This is a genomic window from Halosimplex litoreum (assembly GCF_016065055.1).
GTDB classification, from domain to species: Archaea; Halobacteriota; Halobacteria; order Halobacteriales; family Haloarculaceae; genus Halosimplex; species Halosimplex litoreum.
This window is the reverse complement of the sequence record NZ_CP065856.1, coordinates 402,990-421,816: the sequence shown is the minus strand read 5'-3', so window position 1 is coordinate 421,816 and position 18,827 is coordinate 402,990. Positions and strand designations below refer to the sequence as shown.

Genomic DNA, 18,827 nt, shown 5'->3' with positions numbered 1-18,827 from the left:
AACCCCATGCCGGTCGCCGGACAACGACGCGTTACCCCGTTGCGGACGGACCGGGCCGTCTCGCCCACGCGTCGGTGACGGCGGGACTCGAACGTTCGCTCGGTGGGCGACGAGCGCGTTCGTGCGGCGCCACGGTAGGCCGACCCAGCGCTCGGAAAGTCGATATTTGTCGGCGCGGTCTCGTGGTTCCGGACCCACCGCCGACCGACTCGCGACCTTCGACCACCTCCGACAACCTCGGCTTTGCGTCGGGCCGCGCGCGGGCGTGTCGGTCCTATCGACGCCCGTCGCCGACCCGGACTGTCGGCGGGAGCGAGCCACGGGCGCGTCGGCGGTCGGTCGATACTTACGGTCGTCTGTCCGATGGGCCGGATATGGGATATCACGTCGTCGACCCCGACGAACGAGAGCCGGAACCGGACCGACCGTCCGAGATGCGGTACGTGAGCGAGGCCGCGGGGATGGAGCGGCTCGGACTGCGGACCTACGCCGTCGACCCGGGCGAGGAGATCCCGCTCTCGGGGATGCACTACCACGACGAGCAGGAGGAGGCCTTCTACGTGATCTCGGGGACGCTCAGCGTCGAGACGCCCGAGGAGACCTATCGGGTCGAGGCCGACCAGTTCTTCGTCGCCGAGCCGGAGAGCCCGCATCGAGCCCACGTGGCCGACGACGCGGACGGTCCGGCCCGGGTGGTCGGCATCGGTGCTCCGCCGGTCAGCGACGGGCACAGTTACGAGGGCGACTGAGACGGGAGTTTCGCGGACGGCGACGCAATCGTTTTGGCCGCTGGACACCGAACGCCGCCATGCCCAGCGTCGAGCGGATCTGGACCGCGCCGGAGGGTGGTGCGCCGATGGCGGCCAGCGAGCGCGTTCGGGCGGTCGAGGGCGGCGGGCTCCGCGGCGACCGCTACTGTCACGGCCGCGGCTACTACTCGCCGTACGACGTGTGTCAGGTTACCCTCGTCGACAGCGGGGCGCTGGAGACGGTCCGCGAGCGCTACGACATCGACCTCTCGGACGGGCGCCACCGCCGAAATCTCGTGGTCGACTACGACGTGGTCGACCTGCTCGACACCCGGTTCTCGGTCGGCGAGGCCGTCTTCGAGGGGACTCGTCGACGACCGCCCTGTGCCCGCGTCGAGGAAGTGGCCGGCGAGGACGACCTCGCGGAGGCCCTCGGCGAGGAGCGCGGCGGTATCTGCGCCGACGTGGTCGAAGGCGGTGAGATCACGGTGGGCGACGAGCTGGAGGTCGTCGAGCGGCTGGACGACCCCGATTCGCTAGCCGACGCGATCCGCGAGCGACGCGAGTAACGCGAACGGTCCCGAGAAACCCAACGGTTTTGACAGCTCGAAGATACTATCTGGGGTATGTGGGGGCGTCGAAGACCGAAGACAGCGGCGGTCTCTCTGGGTGTGGTCGTGTCGTTCGTCGCGGTCGCGGGGTGGACCGCCTGGCGAATTCGGCCGATATTCGGGGCGAACTGGGTGCTGGTGGCGACCGTCGTACTGGCCTGTTGGGGGGTGGTGATCACCGCTGTCGGGAGGGCGATACGCAGCGTCGACTCCGGGTCGACGAACGTCAGGGTCGGCGTCTTCGGTGCCGGGTTCGCGGCCGCCGCTATCGGAGGACTGTTCTTCGCTCTCGGCGTCCGGTCCGAAGGGCTCCGGACCGGGCTTCCCCTCGGGGCGACCGGGCTGCTCTTCGTCGTGGTGGGTGCCTACCGCCTCGTCGCCAGCGCCGCCGGCGTCGTCGAGCGCGATCGACTATCCGGAGCGGGCGAGCCGATCACGCTGTACGGCCTCGAAGTCGTCGCGAGGCGGTTGGCCGCGATCGGGTACCTGTGGTTCGTGTTGCTCCTCTTCCGGTGGCTGCTACTCGGCGCGGTAAGCGCGGTACTCCCGGCCGGTTCGCTCGACTACGCGACCCTCGCGCTGATAGCAGACGCGGGGATCGGGATACTCGCGCCGGTCGTCGCCGTCGAGATAGCGCTCAACGGAGACGGCTGGGAGACGAGATACTCCCCTGAACGGGTCGGCCACCTGTTCGACTGAACCCGACCCCCGATCCGACGGGGTACGCACTCCTCGCCGTTGGCGGCTGTCGCCCTCAGCGGTCGCCGAGTTCGTCGGTCGCGTCCCGCAGGAGTCCGTCGACGATCTCGGGCGTCGTCGGGTGGTAGGCCCGGTCGGGCACCTCCCGAACGTCCAGGCCCATCTCGACGACGACCTGCATCGTCTTGGCCATCACGTCGGCGTGGTAGTGCAGTCCCTGCCAGCCCAGTACCGTCGCGGTCTCGCGGTCGACGACGAGTTTGGCGACGCCCTCGGGGGTGTCCTTCGCCTTGAACACGCCGTCGTCGCGCGCCTGCCGTTTCGCCACGGCGATATCGTGACCGGCGTCGCGGGCCTCGCGTTCGGTCATGCCGACGCGGGCGTAGGGGTAGACGCCCAGCCCCGAGAAGATGACGTGGTGGGTGACGTTCTCGTAGGCTTCGAGGGGCTCGCCGCGCTCGCGCCGGAGGATGTTCTCGGCGGCGGTGAAGCCCTGTTCCTTGGCGACGTGGAGGATCGGCTCCTTGCCGTTGACGTCGCCGACGACGAACACCCGATCGTCGTCGCGAGCCTGCATCGTGTCGAGCACCCAGTCGGGCCCCCGCTCCAGCGCCGAGTTCTCGAGCCCGAGCCGCCCCACGCAGGGCCGCCGCCCGGTGAACAGGTAGAGTTCGTCGGCCTCGACGACCTCGTCGTCGCCGTCGACGTGTTCGAGGGAGAGGCGGACGCCCCCGTCGTCGGTCGGTTCGACGCGCTTCTCGTAACACTCCGTGGGGACCGTCACGTCGAAGGCGTCGCGATAGCAGTCGAGGATCGCGTCGCCGAACGCGGGGTCGGCCTCGTCGATGGGTCGCTCGTCGTGCTCGACGACGGTCACGTCGGTCCCGCCGACCTCGCTGAGATAGGGGACCATCTCCAGACCGACGTAGCCCAGTCCCATCACGACCGCCGAGTCCGGGAGTTCGGTGGCGTCGAGCAGATCCGCGCTCGTCCGATGCGGCACGTCCTCGATCCCGGGCAGGTCGGGGACGTTGACCGCCGACCCGGTGGCGATCACCACGTAGTCGCCGGTGATCTCCCGGCCGCCCGCGACGACGGTGTGGTCGTCGACGAACCGCGCGGTGTCGTGGACGAACTCGACGTCCGACCGCTCGGCGATCTCGTGGATCGACTCCCGGCGGTGTTCGGCCCACCCGAGCGTGTGGTCGTCCTTGCGCTCGATGGTCCGGTCGAGGTCGACCTCGTGGGGGTCGCCGCGCAGTCGCTCGTCGTGGCGCGCCTGAAAGCGGTGGGCACCGGCCGACAGTACCTCTTTGGAGGGCATACAGCCCCGCAGGATGCAGAGGCCGCCGCCGGGGTCGCCGTCGTCGATCAGCGTGAGCTGTACGTCTGGCTCCTCGGCGAGCGAGTTCGCGACCGCGGCGCCGGCGCTGCCGTAGGCGCCGACGACGACTACGTGAACCATACGCCCGTGTTGGCGAAGCAGTCCTAAATCGTTCGGGGCGCGTGCGCGGCCGAACGGGGACGCGACGGCGACAGCGGCGACCGCCGACGCGGTCACTCCTCGACCGACGTCTCCGGCGTGGGGTTGCTACCGCGGCCGTACAGCAACTTGGCCGCCCGCGAGCGGTTGACGACCCGGTCCCACAGCACCAGCGTCGACGGGAGGACGACGATGGAGGCGACGTAGGCGTAGACGACCGATAGCGCGGTCAGCACGCCGAACGCGCCGATCGCGGGGTTGAGCGCGAACACGAGCATTCCCATGCCGGCGACGGTGGTGAGCATGCTGCCGGTGAGCGCGCCGCCGGTCCCGCGGATGGCCCGGTCGAGGGCCGTGTCGAGGTCCGCGTCCTCGAACTCGTCGGCGAAGCGGTGGACGACGTGGACGGAGTAGTCGATACCGAGCCCGATCGTCAGCGAGAGGATCACGCCGTTGATCGCGTTGAAGTCGATGCCGAGATAGCGCATCGACGCGACGACGAAGGTCACCGTCAGCGCGATGGGGACGACGTTGGCGACGCCCAGCGACGCGCGCCCCTCCAGCACGTGGTAGACGACGATCAGGAACGCCGACGCGCCGACGAGCGTGATGACCAGGCTGGTGATCACCGTGCCGAGGATGAGTTCGGAGGCTTCCTCGAAGATGATGGCGTTGCCGGTCGGCGTGGCGTCCAGCGAGGTCTCGGCGGCGACCGTCTCGGCGTCGGCGGCGACCTCGCGATTGGTCGCGTCGGCGTCGACGGTATAGGTGACGAGCGTGCTCCGTCGGTCGTCGGCGAGGACGCCGCCCACCCCGCTGGTCGGCGCCGATTCGAGCGAGTCGTACACCTCGCGGAGGTTCTGCTCGGGGATGCCGTCGTCGTCGGGGTCGTTGCGCGCCACCAGATCGGCGAACTCCGGGTTCCGGTCGGCGTACGACCGGACGATCGTGACGACCGATTGGCTCTCGGCGTGGCGACCCTCGCGGAGGACGGTCGGCGGCGGGTCCGACCCCATCCGATAGACCTGGTCGAGCGCCGCGTCGCGGTGCATCCGCGACTCGACGAACAACAGGACCGAACTGCTCTGTGGGAAGTTGTCCTCGATGTAGTTACTCTTCGAGATGGTGTCGTACTCCGGCGGGGCGAACGGCCCCGGAAGCTCCTTTTGCCAGTCGGGGATCTCCTCGTACTCGGGCGGCAGGAAGTCGTCCTGGCTGAAGCCGGTGCCGACGCCGGTCGCGTAGACGCCCGCGACGCCGCTCGTGACCAAGATTACGAGCATGAACAGCGCCGGCGCGCGCTGGGCGATCGCGACGCCACCGCCGAGCGCTCGCCCCAGCAGCGACCCCTCCGACCCCAGCGGCCGCTCGCTCATCGTGGGGATCGGGTACCTCGCGCGCAGGCGGTCGGTCTTGACCTTCGCCGCGGGGAGGAAGATCCCGAAGATGAGGAAGGTGAAACAGATGCCGATGGCGGCGACGAGGCCGAAGTCGCGGATGGGTGCGAGCGCGCTCGGCAGGTTGGAGAGGAAGCCGATGACGGTCGTCCCCATCACGATGAAGAAGGCCACCAGCAGCTGCGCGGTCGTGACGTCCATCGCCGTCCCGACCGGCTGGTCGCGCTCGCGTTCCTCCCGGTAGCGGTTGACCGCGTGGATCCCGAAGTCGATGCCGACCGCGATCAAAAGCGGCGGCACCGCCACGAGCAGCGGGTTGAAGGCGATGTCGGCCAGTCCGAGGAACCCGAACGTCCACAGCAGCGTCATCAGGATGGCGACGACGCCCAGCAACAGGTCGACCAGGTCGCGGTAGGCGACGACCAGGAAGCCGACGATGAGGATGAACGCGGCCGGGAGCACGAGCGCTAGCGACGAGCCGATGGTGTTCGGGGCGCTCCCGACGATGTCGACGTCGCCGCCGACGGTCCCGATCACCCGTTCGACGCGCTCCTCGCGGTCGTCCGCGTCGCGGCCGTGCGTGACCGACGCCTGCGCCGCGCGTGCGGCCGCGCTCTCGGAGTCGAAGTCCTCGCTGACCTGCGAGGTGAAGCCTGGGGTCTCGGCGGCCCGGCGGACGGCCCGGTCGATCTCGGTCGCCGTCGCCCGCTCGACGGCGTCGATCTGGGCGCCGACCGTCGCCGCGTCCGGGTCGAGCTGTTGAGCGACGGTCCGCGCCGGACTGGAGACGCCCGTCACGCGCAACCCACCGTGGTCCTGCAACCGTTCCTGAGCCCGTAACATCCGCAGCATGCTCGTCCGCGAGAGGACGTTCTGCTCGCGCTGGAGCAGCTGCGTGCTCGTCGACCCGCCGCCGAAGCCGGTGCTGAACTCCCGCTGGATGTCCTCGAAGGCCTCGAACGAGTCGAGATCCTCGACGAACTGGTTGCTCCCGCCCTCGGTCTCGACGTTGCCGAGGCCGGCGACGAAGACGGCGGTCAACAGGAGGAAGGCGAGGCTGATCCGCCCCGGGTAGGAGGCGATGGCGTCGCCGACCTCGTCGGTGAACCACTCGAAGACCATCTTAGCGGTCGTACCACAGGTACCCGACGACGAGGGCGACGAGGACGACGAGCGCGCCGACGATGACCGGGACGGGCAGGCCGCCGCCGCCGTCCTCGGGCTCGGTCACGTCGACCGCGACGGTGTAGCCGCTGGAGAGAGTCGTGTCACCGTCGGCGTCGTCGTACTGGAAGTCCATCTCGACCGGGTAGGACTTGGTCAACGCGCCGGAGCCGGCGCTGACCTCGAAGACGAGCGTCTCCGACTCGCCCGCTGGGATCTCGTCGGCGTAGGCCTCGCTGTCGTCGACACTGATCGGGTCGTCGGCGAACATGGCCGCGGACACGTCGCTGACGGGGTCGTCGCCGACGTTCGTGACCGTCACTTCGAGGACGCGGCCGCCGCCGCGTTCGACGGTCCCGTTACCGACCGACACGTCGAAGGCGTCCCGTTGCTGGCGGACGCGCAGGCGAGTGTCGAAACTCTCGGCCTCGCGCCGTTCGTCGTCGGCGTTCCGGTAGGTCGGTCGCAGCGTGAACTGCTTCGGGCCGGCTTCGCCGGCCTCGCTGACTTCCACGTCGAAGGCGAACTCCTTGGACTGGTTGACCCGCAGGTTCCCGACGGCGTACTCGCGTTCGAGCGGCGAGACGCTCTGGGACTCCGATTCGAAGACGACCACGACGCTGTCGGCCCGTGTGTCGCCGACGTTGGTGATCGTGCCCGAGAGGGTGCCTTCTTCGCCGACCCGGAGCGTCGAACTCAGGTTGCTCGCGTCGAACTCGTACTCGACTTCGGGGTCGGGGCGGACGCCGAACTGGAGCGTGCCGGACTCGCCGGGGTCGCCTTCGCCGTCCTCGTAGGTCACCGACGCCTGCAGGGAGTAGGTACGGCTCTCGGCCTGCGGGGTCGCCGTGGCTTCGACGGCGATCTCGCGGGTCTCGTTGGCCGCCCACGCGCCGACGTACTCGCTCGCGGTCGTCGACCCGCCGAATGTGAGCGCGGGGCTTCCGGAGGTGACAGACACGGACGCGTCGCGCACGTCGATCGGACCGTCGTTGCGAACGGTGACGGTCACGGGCCCGTCGTCGTCGACGGCCACGTCGCTCGCGCTGTCGACGACGGTGAACGTCTGTTCGCGCGCGGGCGTGACGCCCAGCGAGAGGCTGTCGGACTCCATCGGCGCGCTGTCCTCGTCCTCGTAGCTGACGGTCGCGCCGAATGCGTACTGCTGCTGGCTCGCCGACTGAGCGGCGCTGACGCGGTAGGAGACGGTCCGCGTCTCGCCCGGCGCCCAGGCGCCGCCGACGTAGCGGGTCGACGACGACGACGCGCCGAAGGTCAGGTCGGCGTTGCGGGAGGTGAGCGCGACCGAGGCGTTGCGCGCGACCGCGGTCCCGGTGTTACGCATCGTCACGTCGACCGTGCCGGTGGCGCCGATCCGGGCCGTCGACTCGACGTCGGTCACGCGGAACTGCGCGGCCTCCTCGATAGTCACGTTGACCGTGAAGTTCCGCGTCGTGCTCGTCCGGTTGTACTCGCTCGTCGCCGGGTCTACCGACGCCGTGTAGTTGTACGAGGCGTTGATCGGGAGCTGGTAGGTCCCCGGCTGGGCCGAGCGGTCGACCTCCATCCGGAACTCGACGGGCGCCGACGACCCGTCGGGCAGGCGCGCGACCGCGCGTTCGTTGGTGGTGACCGTCAGCGGCGCCTCGTGCTCGCCGACGCTGACCCGGAGCGCGCGGGCGGTGGTCACCTGCTGTTCGAGCTGCGGGTTCGACAGCGACCCGTCGGTGACGTTGCCGTCGTTCAGCACGACGACCTGCAGCGCGGTCTGTGCCCCGGGGACGAAGTCGGTGTCCGGGGCCGAGAGGTCGATCCCGGGGTTCCCGGTGACGTTGTCTTGCTGCTGTTGCTGCTGGACCGCGGCGGACGCGTCCGCCCGGTCGACCGCGTTCGTCGACGGGTCGTCCGTCCCGGCGGCGTCGGGTGCGCGGTCGGCGACCGCGCCGGCGACGGGCGACGCGGCGAGCAACAGTACGACTGACGCGACTACGAAGAGCTGTGTCCGTTGCATACGTGGATTCTCGTTTGCCACCCACCGTGCCGCGGGGACCAACGACGGCCGCGCAGGTGTCGTTCTCCGGATTACCGCCCGAACCCCGTCAATCATTGTAAACAGGAAGAAACTTTCAGAGAGTTTCTTACAGACCACGACCGCGCCGTCGGCGCTTCGGGTCAATATCCGATCCATTGGTAACATTTAACAAGGTATAGGGCGTAGCTACTGCTATCGCCTGACCGACAGACAGCGACGGAACGTAGACCACAACAATGGCAACCAACGAAACTCGCTCCGAGACGAGCCGCTACGACGAACTCGAGATCGCGAACGGTGACGTCGTCATCTACGATGTCGACAACCACCGGGCGTGGATCCAGTCGGACGAAACAGTGACCGGTGACGAGATAGCCTGACCGGGTCTCGGAGGGGACTCGCTCCTCCCGCCGGAGCGGCCGACCGCCCTCGCCCACGACACCCCGTTCTTTCGCATCGACTGCCTGGCCGCGCCACCGTTCGGTGAACCGCGCTGGTTCCCGTCGGCCTGGCCGGTCCACCGCTCGGTCGCGCCACCCACCGTGGATCGCGAGCGGCCCCGAAACGTGCGGATTCGTCCGATGTGACCGTCGCAGGGGGCTCCTACTCGCCATCGCGGTCGGCGTCGCGGTCGCCGTCGCTCGGGTAATCGCCGCCGTCGCCGGAGCCACCGTCGGGGTCGGCGAACTCGTCGGCGGTGGCGTGGCCGTCGTCGCCGACCTGCGCGTGGAGGCGAGCGATCTCCGTCTCCAGTTGCCGGATGCGCTCGTCGTAGTCGTCGTCCGACCGCAGCCACAGCGCGCCGAGGACGGCGACGACGACCAGCGGAAGGCCGAACATGAGCAACCCCATCACCAGGACGACGAGCAGTTCGACACCGCCGGGGATCCCCAACTGGAGAAGCATGCCGATGGCTACGGACGGTCACGCGAAAACCCTTCCGCCGTGACACCACCACGCTGCGGGACCGTCGCGACCGGGTCGGGTTCCCGGCGGATACCGCCGCCGAACCGGCGCTCAGAAGTCGGTGATCGAAGTCTGGAGGCCGGCGACGAGGTTCGACTTCCGGCGTAGTCGTCCCAGCGGGACCGGGACCTGCGGAAGCACCCCTCGGAGGGCGTCACGGAAGCTCTCGGCGACGCCGTGTTCGCCGTCGAAGGCGTGGCGCACCCCCTCGCGGACTTGCCAGACACCCACCGGTGCCCAGTAGTCGTCGGTGACCTCCCGCAGAACGAGGGCCTTCGCCTGCCGGTCGACCTCGTGGAGGTGTTCGAGCACCGCCAGCCGCGAGGCGTAGTAGGCGCCGGCGGTCTCCTCGACGTAGCCCGTCCGCCCCTCCCAGCCCTCGTGGGCGCTGGAGAGGTAGTAGTCGCTCGCCGCGGGGTTCCAGACGCTCTCGGGCGCTTTCATCTCGACGAGTTCGAACTCCCAGTTGCCGGGCGCGAGGACCACCCAGTAGCGGTTGCCCATGTACTCGTTGGTCCACACCGACACCTCGTCGACGGTGTCGCTGTGCTGGAGGCCACCCCGCAGGAACTTCCCGACGGTGTCGTCGACGGCGGTGATCGACCACCGCGTCGGCACGAGCTTGCGGTCGTGGCCCTGGCCCAGCGCGCCCGCCGAGAGGATGGTGTTGATGTCGTACACGTCGAATCCCCGACGGTAGAGGTAGGTCATCGCCCCCTCGGCCGCCCAGTCGTCGTCCTCCAGGGTCTTCTCGACCGGTCGGGGCACGTGGGGGTTCTCCGCCAGGTCGGCGTTCGTGGCCCGCGCCCGCGGCCCCGTCGGCGTCGAGACGTCGTCGAGCGACAGATCGATATCGGGCGTCCCGTCGAGGCCGACCTCCACGTCGACGGGGTGGTCGGCGATCGCGACCTCCCGCTGGGTGCCGACGAAACCGTCCCACACGTCCGACACGTCCACCTTCGCCGAGCGAGTGGAGTTGAGCATCCCCGTCCGCCGCTGGAGCACGTCGTCGATCTGGTATCCTTGCTGGTACCAGTCACCGCTGGTCGCGAAGTCGGCGGCGTCGGCGTCGCCGCCCATCGGCGACAGCACGCCCGTCGACACGTCGGGGTAGCCCGACCGGCCGACGAACACCTCCGGTGCCGTGGAGCCGAACATCGAGTCGCCCTGGACGGCCTGCTGGAACTCCCGTTCGACGTCGTCGAGGTACTCCGTGATCTCGTAGGACTTCTCCTCGGCCAGCCGACGCTTCTCCGCGGCCTCGTCGCGCTGGAAGTCCTCGATGAAGTCGTCGAGGCGCATGCCCGCCATTCGCTTCACCGTACCGGCCCCACGGGCTTCAAAGAGTCGGTGGGGGAACCCGGAGGGGTCGAAACGGTGGTTCGCGGCGCGAGAGTCGACCGTCGCGGGCTCAGTCGTCCGCCGGCCGCTCCACCCGGGCACGCTCTGCCACCTCGTCGGGCGCGAGTCCGTATCTGGCCAGCCGGGCCTCGATCGACGGGTGCTCGGCGGTCAACCGTTCGATCCGCGTCCGGCGCGCGCCGAACGGGCTACCGCCGGCGACCGCGTCGTCTGCGTCGCCCACGGCGCCGACGGCGTAGAGGCCGGTACAGAAGTCGGTCGCGCTCGTCGCGGCGACGGCCACGTCGTCGGCGTGACACTCCTCCAGCCGGTTCGCTCGGGCCGCGAGCGCCCGGACGAGGACCACGACACCGGCGCTGGCGAGGACGTACAGCAGACGGTTGACGTCGTTCGAACGGCCGACGCCGGCGACGAGGAACGCGCCGCCCGCGACGGCGGCGACCCCCGGCGGGAGCTGACGGAGCGCGAGGAACCAGAACGCCGCGAGGCCGACGGCGTGGGTGGCGCCTTCCCGGAGCGGGACCCGGTGGAGGTGGCCGAGCGAGCGGTGGGCGAGTTCGTGGGCGACGACCGCCCGCAACGCTCCGTCGTCGAGCCGGTCGACGAGCGATGCGGAGGCGACGAGGACCGTGCGGTCGCCGCCGCCGAGGACGTTCACCCCGCCGTCGCTCTCGCGGTCGACGACCACCGACGGCGTCGCGACGCCCAGCTCGGCGGCCACCTCGGCGGCGATCCGGCGGAGCCGCGGCGGTGCCTCGTCGGCCAGTTCGAGCCCGCGGAGGAGGCCGTCGGTGACGACGCGGCCGACCGCGAACTCCAGCCCGAAGCTCGCCAGCGCGACCGCGAGGACCGTCGGCGGGGCCATCCCGGCAGCGTAGCAGGCGGCCAGCGCCGCGGCCAGGACGGCGAGCACGAGCGCGTCGATCAGCCGATAGGCCGCGGGCGGGCCGGCGGCGCGGTCGAGCGTCGCGGTCAGTGACACGGATCTCGAGCGCTCGTTCGGTCCGGTCGTGCAAAAGCGGTCGGGGCACGAACGGAGTCGACCGCGAACGGTCCGAGCGGACCGCGACCGGTCCGAACGAGCGGTCGGTCCGAACGGATCCGAACCCATATGCCCGCTGGCGGCCGACGTGTGGACGATGCCGACAGTCGAGTGCGACGTGGCGGCGGCCCGCGAGCGGCTCGAAACCGCGGGCGTCGAGGTCGAGTCGGGGAACACGGACCACGAGCGCTGGCGTGCCAGCCGCGGCGACGCGACCGCCGTCGCCTACGACGACAAGGTGGTGATCCAGGGCGCAAATCCCGCGGACCTGGAGGGACTGGTCCGCCAGGGCGGCGGCCGGGCGCACGTCTACTTCGACGGCGCCTGCCGCGGCAACCCCGGCCCTTCCGCCGTGGGCTGGGTCATCGTCAGCGGCGACGGGATCGTCGCCGAGGGCGGCCACACGATCGGCCGCGCCACGAACAACCAGGCCGAGTACGAGGCGCTCATCGAGGGCGTCAGCGTCGCCCGAGACTACGGCTTCGACGAGATCGACGTCCGCGGCGACTCCGAACTCATCGTCAAACAGGTCCGCGGCGAGTGGTCGACGAACGACCCGGAACTCCGGGAGTACCGCGTGACCGTCCGCGAACTCCTCACGGAGTTCGACTCGTGGTCGCTCGAACACGTTCCGCGGGAGATAAACGACCGCGCCGACGACCTCGCGAACGAAGCCCTCGACCAGGCCTGATCGGCTCCGCGAATCACGACGACACACACTATGCCCGACGAGACACCCGACCCCAGCGAGGCCCCCAACGTGCTGGCCGACGAAGAAAGCGAGCCCGACGACCTCCCGCCCGAGGCGGTCGTCGACGAGGCCGAGCGGTTGACCCGACTCGCACGCGAAGCCGCCGACCGCGACGAGGCCGCGGCCTACCGGGTCGACCGCGACGAGCGGCTGGCCGCCCACGACTACACCGCCCGCGTCCGCGAGGACGAGACCCGCGACGTGCTCGTGCTCTACCCCGAACGGTGGGTCGAGGACGGGGAGATCCGGACCGACCGGATCGAGGATATCGACCGCGGGATCGAGGTGCCGCTCTCGGGCCCGGGCGAGGGCGACGACTGGGCGGAGATCGACGAGTACAACCGCGAGGTCGTCGCCGAGGTCCGCGAGGAACACGGCGAGGACCACGCCGCGAACGTCGCGGCGCTGGCCGACTTCATGGGGAACCACTACGCCAAGCCGGTTCACGACGCGACGGCCGAGGAACTCTCTGAGTTCCTGGACGAGTACTACCCGCGCAACGCGTGGCCGACGGCTGGCCAGCGCGATATCGTCGAAAAATCGGTACGGGTCGCGTTTTCGGTCGCGGACGAGCGCTGTCCGCTGAGCGAGTGAGTTACTCCTGGACGGCGTCGACGAGCTCGCGCAGGTCGTCGGCGCGGTCGCCGCTCGTGACGAGCTTCGAGAACTCCCAGGAGAGCTGGTCGAGCACCGTCTCGTAGCCGTCGTCGGTCAGAGCGTACTGGTTGGTCCGCTTGTCGAGTTCGCTCTTCTCGACCAGACCCATCTCGACGAGGTCGTCGAGGTTGGGGTAGAGTCGACCGTGGTTGACCTCGTCGTCGTAGTAGTCCTCGAGTTCACGTTTGATAGCGAGCCCGTATCGGGGCTCTTCGCCGAGGATGACGAGGATGTTCTGCTGGAACGCGGTTAGCTCGCGTGCGATTCCGGGGCTGTCAGTCACCGATTGTGCCTCTGACATAGTAAACGGAATGTCATCTGGCTATTTAACACTTGTTAACTTTCTTCCGTTATCCGTGAGGATACCCCCCTCCTCGACGCATTCTCCGAGTGATATCACAGAATGATAATCCTACCGCTACCCGGGAGTTCCTCCGGTTCTCTGTGGGGGAACGAACGAAACGAAAAGGTCTTTGATGGCGCCAGGCGCACTCGCGGATGATGTCGAACCTCTGGGAAGACCTCGAGACGGGGCCGAACCCGCCCGAAGAGATCTACGCAGTAGTCGAGTGCCTCAAAGGCGAGCGCAACAAGTACGAGTACGACAAGTCGATTCCCGGTGTCGTCCTCGACCGCGTGCTGCACTCGAACGTCCACTACCCCTCCGACTACGGGTTCATCCCGCAGTCGTACTACGACGACGAGGACCCGTTCGACGTGCTCGTGCTCGTCGAGGACCAGACGTTCCCGGGCTGTGTCGTCGAGGCCCGCCCCGTCGCCCTGATGAAGATGGACGACGACGGCGAGCAGGACGACAAGGTCATCGCCGTCCCCAGCGAGGACCCCCGCTACGACCACATCGAGGACCTGGAGGACATCCCCCAGCAGCAACTCGACGAGATCGACGAGTTCTTCGCGACCTACAAGAACTTAGAGGAGGGCAAGGAAGTCGAGACGCTGGGCTGGGAGGACAAGCAGTCCGCCTACGACGCCATCGAACACGCCCAGGACCTCTACGACGAAGAGTTCCAGTAGCCGCGCTCGCGACGCGCCCGTTCTTTCGACCACGTCGACCTCACAGCCGCCCGGCCGTTCCGGCACGACACCCACTCGGTCCCGATCCGGCAATCCCCCGACCGCACCGACGGTGAACTGTTCACGACAGTTCACGCACCGCGTGAACGATTTAATCGCCAGACAGCGACGGGACACGAACGATTCTGAAACAGCATGAAATCACGTACGAGGTCGCCCCCCTATATCATTCGTCGGCCCCAAGGTGTACTCGTTCGAGGTGACCCCGATGCAGAACACCGACCCTCCCTCCGCCGAAGCACTGCGCGAACGAGTGTCCGCCGTCTCCGAGCGGTACGTCGCGGTCGACTGCGACGACGAGACCGTCGTCTTCGACACCAGCGAACCCGACGGCTGGATCGTCTCCGACGGCGCCGTCGAGCGCGAGTCGATGCGCTGAGTTGGCCGTTCTCGCCGTGCGAACGACCCCGTGGACCGCCGCCGTTCCCCAGGTATGCCTCCCGCGCATCCGCCCCGGTTCCGTCGATACATTATGAGCATGGGTAATTACTTGGGTGTCGCGTGCGTCCGTCGACACGTATGGCAACGAGAACTCCGACGACCGGAATGGCGCACCTGACGGTCGTGCCCGAGAACTTCGGGGACGAACGCGACGGTGACGAGTCCGACGACGAGTCCGCCGACGCGGCTGTCGACCGGTCGGCCGGGACCCGTTCGCGGGATTGACGGCGGTCAGCGGCGGTTGAGCGTCACCGACGCCCCCCGAGCCTGTCCGCGAAAAGAAGCTTCTTGTGCCCCACCGCGGTAATCCGGGGTATGGGACTGTTCGACCGTATCCGCGGCGGCGACGACGAGCCGCGGGTCGCTTTCTTCGGCATCGACGGCGTACCTTATAGCCTCATCGCCGACAACCGCGACGAGTTCCCGAACCTCTCGCGGCTCGTCGACGAGGGGTCGGCGGGCGCCATCGACAGCATCGTCCCGCCGGAGTCGTCGGCCTGTTGGCCGGCGCTGACCTCCGGCAAGAACCCCGGCGAGACCGGCGTCTACGGCTTCCAGGACCGCGAGGTCGGCTCCTACGAGACGTACGTCCCGATGCGCCGCGACGTCCAGACGAAGCGGGTCTGGGACCGCGTCCAGGAGGCGGGCCGCGACGCCACGGTGATGAACGTCGTCACCACCTTCCCGCCCCAGCGCGACGTCCAGCGGATGGTCTCGGGCTTCCTCTCGCCCGGCGTCGAGAAGTCCGCCTACCCCGACGACTTTCGCGACTACCTGCAGTCGATCGACTACCGCATCGACACCAACGCCAGCCTGGGCCACACCGACAAGCGCGAGTTCATGGAGGACGCTCACGCGACGCTGGACGCCCGTCAGGAGTCGTTCCGACACTACGTCGAGGAGGACGACTGGGACCTCTTTTTCGGCGTCTTCATGGCCACCGACCGGGTCAACCACTTCCTGTTCCGCGACTACGAGAAAGGGGGCGAGTACGAGGACGAATTCGTCGAGTTCTACAAGAAGGTCGACGAGTACCTCGGCGAACTGCGCGAGATGCTGCCCGACGACGTGACGATGATGGTCGCCTCCGACCACGGGTTCACCTCGCTGGACTACGAGGTCAACTGCAACGCCTGGCTCCGCGAGAACGGCTGGCTCTCCTACAGCCAGGACAGCGACTACACCTTCCAGCTCGGCGCCTGGCTCCGCGACGGCGACCACCTGACGTTCGACCCCGACTACGCGGGCGACCTCGACGAGCTCGTCGACCCCGCACGGCTGGCCGCCGAGCTCGAGGACGGCCGTCTGGTCGCCGACGACGAGGACGCCCGCGACGAGGCCGTCGCCGCCATTCAGGACGCCACGCCCGCCGTGATCGACGAGGGTGAGGAACGTGCCGTTCTCGTCGACGCCGACGACGTGGACGTCGACACCCACGTCGTCGAGACCGAAGACGGCGAGGACGACGAGCAGTACCACGTCGAAGCCGACCTCGTCCGCGCCGAGGGCGACGTCTACCCGAAAGACGGCGCCGTCGTCGCGCTCACGGACGACGCCCGCGAATACGTGGTCGAGGCGCTCTCGGGCGTGACCCCGAAGTCGCTCGGCGCCGACAAGGCCGACACCACCGAACTGTTCGACGAGGTGTCCGCCGAGTCCGACGGCGACCACTTCGCAGTCAGGCTCTCGGCCGCCGACGGCGTCGACATCGGGACCGACCTGGACCCCGATCGCGAGGTGCTGGAGTACACGCACTCGGAGCTTCCGGACATCGCCGACGAGGCCGACGCTTACTCGCTCATCCCCGGCCGCTTCTACCTCAACCTCGAGGGCCGCGAACCGCGCGGGAGCGTCCCCCAGGAGGAGTACGAACAGGTACGCTCGGAGCTGAAAGCCGAACTGGAGGAGATGGAGGGGCCCAACGGCGAGCCCGTCGCCGACCGCGTCGTCACCAAGGAGGACGCCTTCCGCGGCGACCACGACGACATCGCGCCGGACCTGACGATCGTCCCGAACCACGGCTTCGACCTGAAGGCCGGCTTCAAGGGCCGCAAGAACCCCTTCGTCGAGTTCGCCGCCCGCAACGGCATGCACAGCTTCGACAACGCCACCCTCCTCATCGACGACGAGGAGGCCCGCGTCTCCGACGTGGATCTCTTCGACATCGCGCCGACCATCCTCGACCTGATGGGCGTCGACTACGAACGCGGCGAGTTCGACGGCACCTCGCTGGTCTGAGCGCCGAGCCGACCCGCAGCGCGACCGCTACCCCCGTGACTACTTCACCGACCGAGCGATCCGCGTACGACGGAGTTTCTATCGAGTAGACCGCCACGGCCGGTCCCGGTCACGCGATTTTCAGACCTCGGGAACGCGCACCCCTTTATATTCACTCTCGCCCGCAAGCTGCACGTGTGAGGTGACGACCATGGCAACCAACACGGCGAACCCACTGGCCGACGAGTTCGCGTTCGACATCGGCGGCCCCGTCGCGACGTACTGGGTCGCGCTGTTGCGCGTGATCACCGGGTGGTACTTCTTCCACGCCGGCGTGACGAAGATCATCGAGAGCGGGTTCAACTACGCCGGTGCGACGGGCTACCTGCAGGGCATGACGGGTACGGCGCTGGGCCCCCTCCCGGTGTGGATGGCGAACAACCTCGCGTGGTTGGTCAAGCCCGGCGTCCCGCTGTTCGAGACGCTCATCGGCCTGGGGATCATGTTCGGCGCCCTGACCCGGCTGGCCGCGTTCGGTGGGGCCATCTTCATGACCCTGTTCTGGGTCGGCAACGGCGGCTACGGGCACGGACTGGTGACGGGGGACTTCCAGACCCTGCTCATCTTCGTGACCCTCGCGGCGCTGGCCGCCGGTCGGTACTACGGCCTGGACGCGGTCATCGAACGGACCACGCTCGTCGAACGGCATCCGAAGCTCAAATACCTGCTCGGCTGAGGCGGTGACCACCAATGAACGACACTATCATCACCACGATCGACAGGGCGGCGATGGCGCTGGGCGGTGGCCTCGTACTGCTGGGGGTCGTCGGCCTGGGCATCGTCGAAGTGCTCGCGGGCCCGCCCTACGGCGCGGCCCCCACCACCAACGACGCCGGTGAAGTCGTCGCGACGCCGATGGTCGACGCCAACCTCAGGGTCTTCCTCGTCGTCGCCGGCCTGGTCGTCCTGCTGGCGTGGCAGGTCTACCGCATGGCCGGGACGGCCGGCGGTGAGGATACCACCCAGCGCGTCGAGATGACCGCCGACTGACCGCACCGGATCCGCTCGTTTTCCGCATTTCGCGCGCTCGAACCCGCCAGCGACCGCATCGCTGGGCGGTGACGCTGGGAGTCAGACGCGCGTCTGACGGGTCGTTATGGTCTCGCACGGAGAAGGTCGCGTATGGCAAGCCTGACCGAAGTGTACGAGGGGCACCTGCGGACGGTGACGACCTCTCGTCGGTTCTACGCGGGGGCGACGCTCTTCGCGGCAGGCACGGCGATGGTCGTCGCGAGCATCGTCGTCTCGACGACGAACGCCGGGGCATCGCTCGGCCTCGACCGCATCGCGGCGCGCACGCTGGCCGGCACGCTGGCCGGTCTCGGTCTCCCGGCCACCTTCCTCGGCGTGTTCGCCGTCCTCCCGAGCGGCCGGACGACCCGCGCCGCGTCGGTCATCGGCGCCAGCGTCGCCGTCCTCGGCGTCGCCCTGTTCCGCGTCGCCTACCCCGACCAGTGGTTCGGCGCCGGCGACCCCCTCGGCCCGGCGGCCGTCGTCGTCTACTTCTTCGGCGCGTTGGTCTCCCTGACCTGTCTGTTCGCCGGCCTCGCCACGTTCAAGACCCGCAACGACCCCGGCGGCACCGCTCGCATGGAGATCACCGAGGCGGGCAACCTCCGCCTCGTCGAGGACGCCGAGCCAGCCGGCGGCTTCGGCTCCGTCGGCCTGTTCGGCACGGAACCGCAGGGGGAGGTCCGCACCCAGACCAACCGCGACGAGCCCCCGGGCTCCGAGCCGGCGAGTCGCGGCCAGGACGCCGAGATCCTCGCCGACACCGCCGGTGGGCGGCCGAACCCCGCCGACCGGTCCGGCGCCGCCGCCGACGGTGGGTCGGCCACCGTCGAGAACGGCGGCGGAGACGCCGGTCCCGGGAACGGCGAGTTCACCGACGCCGAGTTCGTCGAGGCCGCGGGCGAGCGGGGTCGTCCCGACGCCTACTGCGGCAACTGCGCCCACTTCGAGTACGTGAAAGTCGACGAGAAGATCACCCCGTACTGCGGCCTCCACGAGGAACTCATGGAGGATATGGACGCCTGCGACCAGTGGTCCGAGTCCAAGTGAGACGACCGGTCGGAGCCGACGTGTCGGCGCGAAGACGACG

General features: G+C 68.8%; 19 protein-coding genes and 2 pseudogenes. 14 read left to right on the top strand and 7 right to left on the bottom strand.

The features are described 5' to 3' along the window. The first annotated feature begins 374 nt into the window (after window positions 1–374). Genes I7X12_RS02095 through I7X12_RS02085 form a run of 3 tightly spaced genes read left to right on the top strand, consistent with a single transcriptional unit; the run spans window position 375 to window position 2,059 of the window. Window positions 375–749, top strand: coding sequence for a cupin domain-containing protein (locus tag I7X12_RS02095; RefSeq protein WP_198062238.1), 375 nt, complete (start codon window positions 375–377; stop codon window positions 747–749). Window positions 750–808: 59 nt separating this feature from the next. Continuing rightward, window positions 809–1,318 carry an MOSC domain-containing protein gene (locus I7X12_RS02090; RefSeq protein WP_198062237.1) on the top strand — a complete coding sequence of 170 codons (510 nt, stop codon included), beginning with the start codon at window positions 809–811 and terminating at the stop codon, window positions 1,316–1,318. Between the two features lie 57 nt (window positions 1,319–1,375). Continuing rightward, complete coding sequence (locus I7X12_RS02085) at window positions 1,376–2,059, top strand: hypothetical protein (protein WP_198062236.1); 684 nt, start codon at window positions 1,376–1,378, stop codon at window positions 2,057–2,059. Window positions 2,060–2,114: 55 nt separating this feature from the next. Here the strand turns inward: I7X12_RS02085 and I7X12_RS02080 are convergent, their stop codons facing one another. The 3 genes from I7X12_RS02080 to I7X12_RS02070 all read right to left on the bottom strand — a co-directional run bounded on the left by I7X12_RS02080 (window position 2,115) and on the right by I7X12_RS02070 (window position 8,114). Further along, complete coding sequence (locus I7X12_RS02080) at window positions 2,115–3,524, bottom strand: dihydrolipoyl dehydrogenase family protein (RefSeq protein WP_198062235.1); 1,410 nt, start codon at window positions 3,522–3,524, stop codon at window positions 2,115–2,117. A 92-nt stretch (window positions 3,525–3,616) separates the two neighbouring features. Continuing rightward, window positions 3,617–6,061 (bottom strand): efflux RND transporter permease subunit, encoded by a 2,445-nt coding sequence (locus tag I7X12_RS02075; RefSeq protein WP_198062234.1) that lies wholly within the window; start codon window positions 6,059–6,061, stop codon window positions 3,617–3,619. Window position 6,062: 1 nt separating this feature from the next. Next, window positions 6,063–8,114, bottom strand: a complete 2,052-nt coding sequence (locus I7X12_RS02070) for a COG1361 S-layer family protein (RefSeq protein ID WP_198062233.1) — start codon at window positions 8,112–8,114, stop codon at window positions 6,063–6,065. A gap of 257 nt (window positions 8,115–8,371) precedes the next feature. Here I7X12_RS02070 and I7X12_RS02065 point away from each other — a divergent pair, with 257 nt between their 5' ends. Continuing rightward, entirely contained in the window at window positions 8,372–8,515 is a 144-nt protein-coding gene (locus tag I7X12_RS02065; RefSeq protein WP_193366316.1) for a DUF7331 family protein, read from the top strand. 223 nt (window positions 8,516–8,738) lie between these two features. Here I7X12_RS02065 and I7X12_RS02060 read toward each other — a convergent pair whose 3' ends face one another. The 3 genes from I7X12_RS02060 to I7X12_RS02050 all read right to left on the bottom strand — a co-directional run bounded on the left by I7X12_RS02060 (window position 8,739) and on the right by I7X12_RS02050 (window position 11,445). Further along, window positions 8,739–9,041, bottom strand: a complete 303-nt coding sequence (locus I7X12_RS02060; protein ID WP_198062232.1) for a hypothetical protein — start codon at window positions 9,039–9,041, stop codon at window positions 8,739–8,741. Between the two features lie 111 nt (window positions 9,042–9,152). Next, complete coding sequence (gene nreA, locus I7X12_RS02055; RefSeq protein WP_198062231.1) at window positions 9,153–10,403, bottom strand: DNA repair protein NreA; 1,251 nt, start codon at window positions 10,401–10,403, stop codon at window positions 9,153–9,155. Between the two features lie 109 nt (window positions 10,404–10,512). Beyond that, window positions 10,513–11,445, bottom strand: coding sequence for a M48 family metallopeptidase (locus I7X12_RS02050; RefSeq protein WP_198062230.1), 933 nt, complete (start codon window positions 11,443–11,445; stop codon window positions 10,513–10,515). 157 nt (window positions 11,446–11,602) lie between these two features. Here I7X12_RS02050 and rnhA point away from each other — a divergent pair, with 157 nt between their 5' ends. Together rnhA and I7X12_RS02040 are read left to right on the top strand one after the other, a co-directional pair. Further along, window positions 11,603–12,196, top strand: coding sequence for a ribonuclease HI (gene rnhA, locus I7X12_RS02045; protein ID WP_198062229.1), 594 nt, complete (start codon window positions 11,603–11,605; stop codon window positions 12,194–12,196). A 30-nt stretch (window positions 12,197–12,226) separates the two neighbouring features. Next, window positions 12,227–12,850, top strand: coding sequence for a DUF7108 family protein (locus tag I7X12_RS02040; RefSeq protein WP_232342981.1), 624 nt, complete (start codon window positions 12,227–12,229; stop codon window positions 12,848–12,850). A 1-nt stretch (window position 12,851) separates the two neighbouring features. Here I7X12_RS02040 and I7X12_RS02035 read toward each other — a convergent pair whose 3' ends face one another. Further along, on the bottom strand, window positions 12,852–13,214 hold the full coding sequence (locus tag I7X12_RS02035; RefSeq protein WP_198062228.1) for a PadR family transcriptional regulator: 363 nt from the start codon (window positions 13,212–13,214) through the stop codon (window positions 12,852–12,854). Between the two features lie 200 nt (window positions 13,215–13,414). Between I7X12_RS02035 and I7X12_RS02030 the strand changes: the two genes are divergently transcribed. From I7X12_RS02030 to I7X12_RS01995, 8 genes and pseudogenes are all read left to right on the top strand, one after another. Then, the gene (locus I7X12_RS02030; protein ID WP_198062227.1) at window positions 13,415–13,948 is read left to right on the top strand and encodes an inorganic diphosphatase; all 534 of its coding nucleotides are present in this window, start codon (window positions 13,415–13,417) and stop codon (window positions 13,946–13,948) included. Window positions 13,949–14,216: 268 nt separating this feature from the next. Next, window positions 14,217–14,387, top strand: a complete 171-nt coding sequence (locus I7X12_RS02025) for a hypothetical protein (protein WP_198062226.1) — start codon at window positions 14,217–14,219, stop codon at window positions 14,385–14,387. A 140-nt stretch (window positions 14,388–14,527) separates the two neighbouring features. Beyond that, window positions 14,528–14,674 (top strand): hypothetical protein, encoded by a 147-nt coding sequence (locus tag I7X12_RS02020; protein WP_198062225.1) that lies wholly within the window; start codon window positions 14,528–14,530, stop codon window positions 14,672–14,674. Between the two features lie 90 nt (window positions 14,675–14,764). Then, window positions 14,765–15,808: pseudogene (locus I7X12_RS02015) on the top strand (alkaline phosphatase family protein); the annotation flags it as partial. Between the two features lie 393 nt (window positions 15,809–16,201). Further along, window positions 16,202–16,687: pseudogene (locus tag I7X12_RS20520) on the top strand (alkaline phosphatase family protein); the annotation flags it as partial. 190 nt (window positions 16,688–16,877) lie between these two features. Then, entirely contained in the window at window positions 16,878–17,402 is a 525-nt protein-coding gene (locus I7X12_RS02005) for a DoxX family protein (protein ID WP_198062224.1), read from the top strand. A 14-nt stretch (window positions 17,403–17,416) separates the two neighbouring features. After that, window positions 17,417–17,716 carry a hypothetical protein gene (locus I7X12_RS02000; RefSeq protein ID WP_232342980.1) on the top strand — a complete coding sequence of 100 codons (300 nt, stop codon included), beginning with the start codon at window positions 17,417–17,419 and terminating at the stop codon, window positions 17,714–17,716. 132 nt (window positions 17,717–17,848) lie between these two features. After that, window positions 17,849–18,787, top strand: coding sequence for a DUF7139 domain-containing protein (locus tag I7X12_RS01995; RefSeq protein WP_198062223.1), 939 nt, complete (start codon window positions 17,849–17,851; stop codon window positions 18,785–18,787). The last annotated feature ends 40 nt before the right edge of the window (window positions 18,788–18,827 follow it).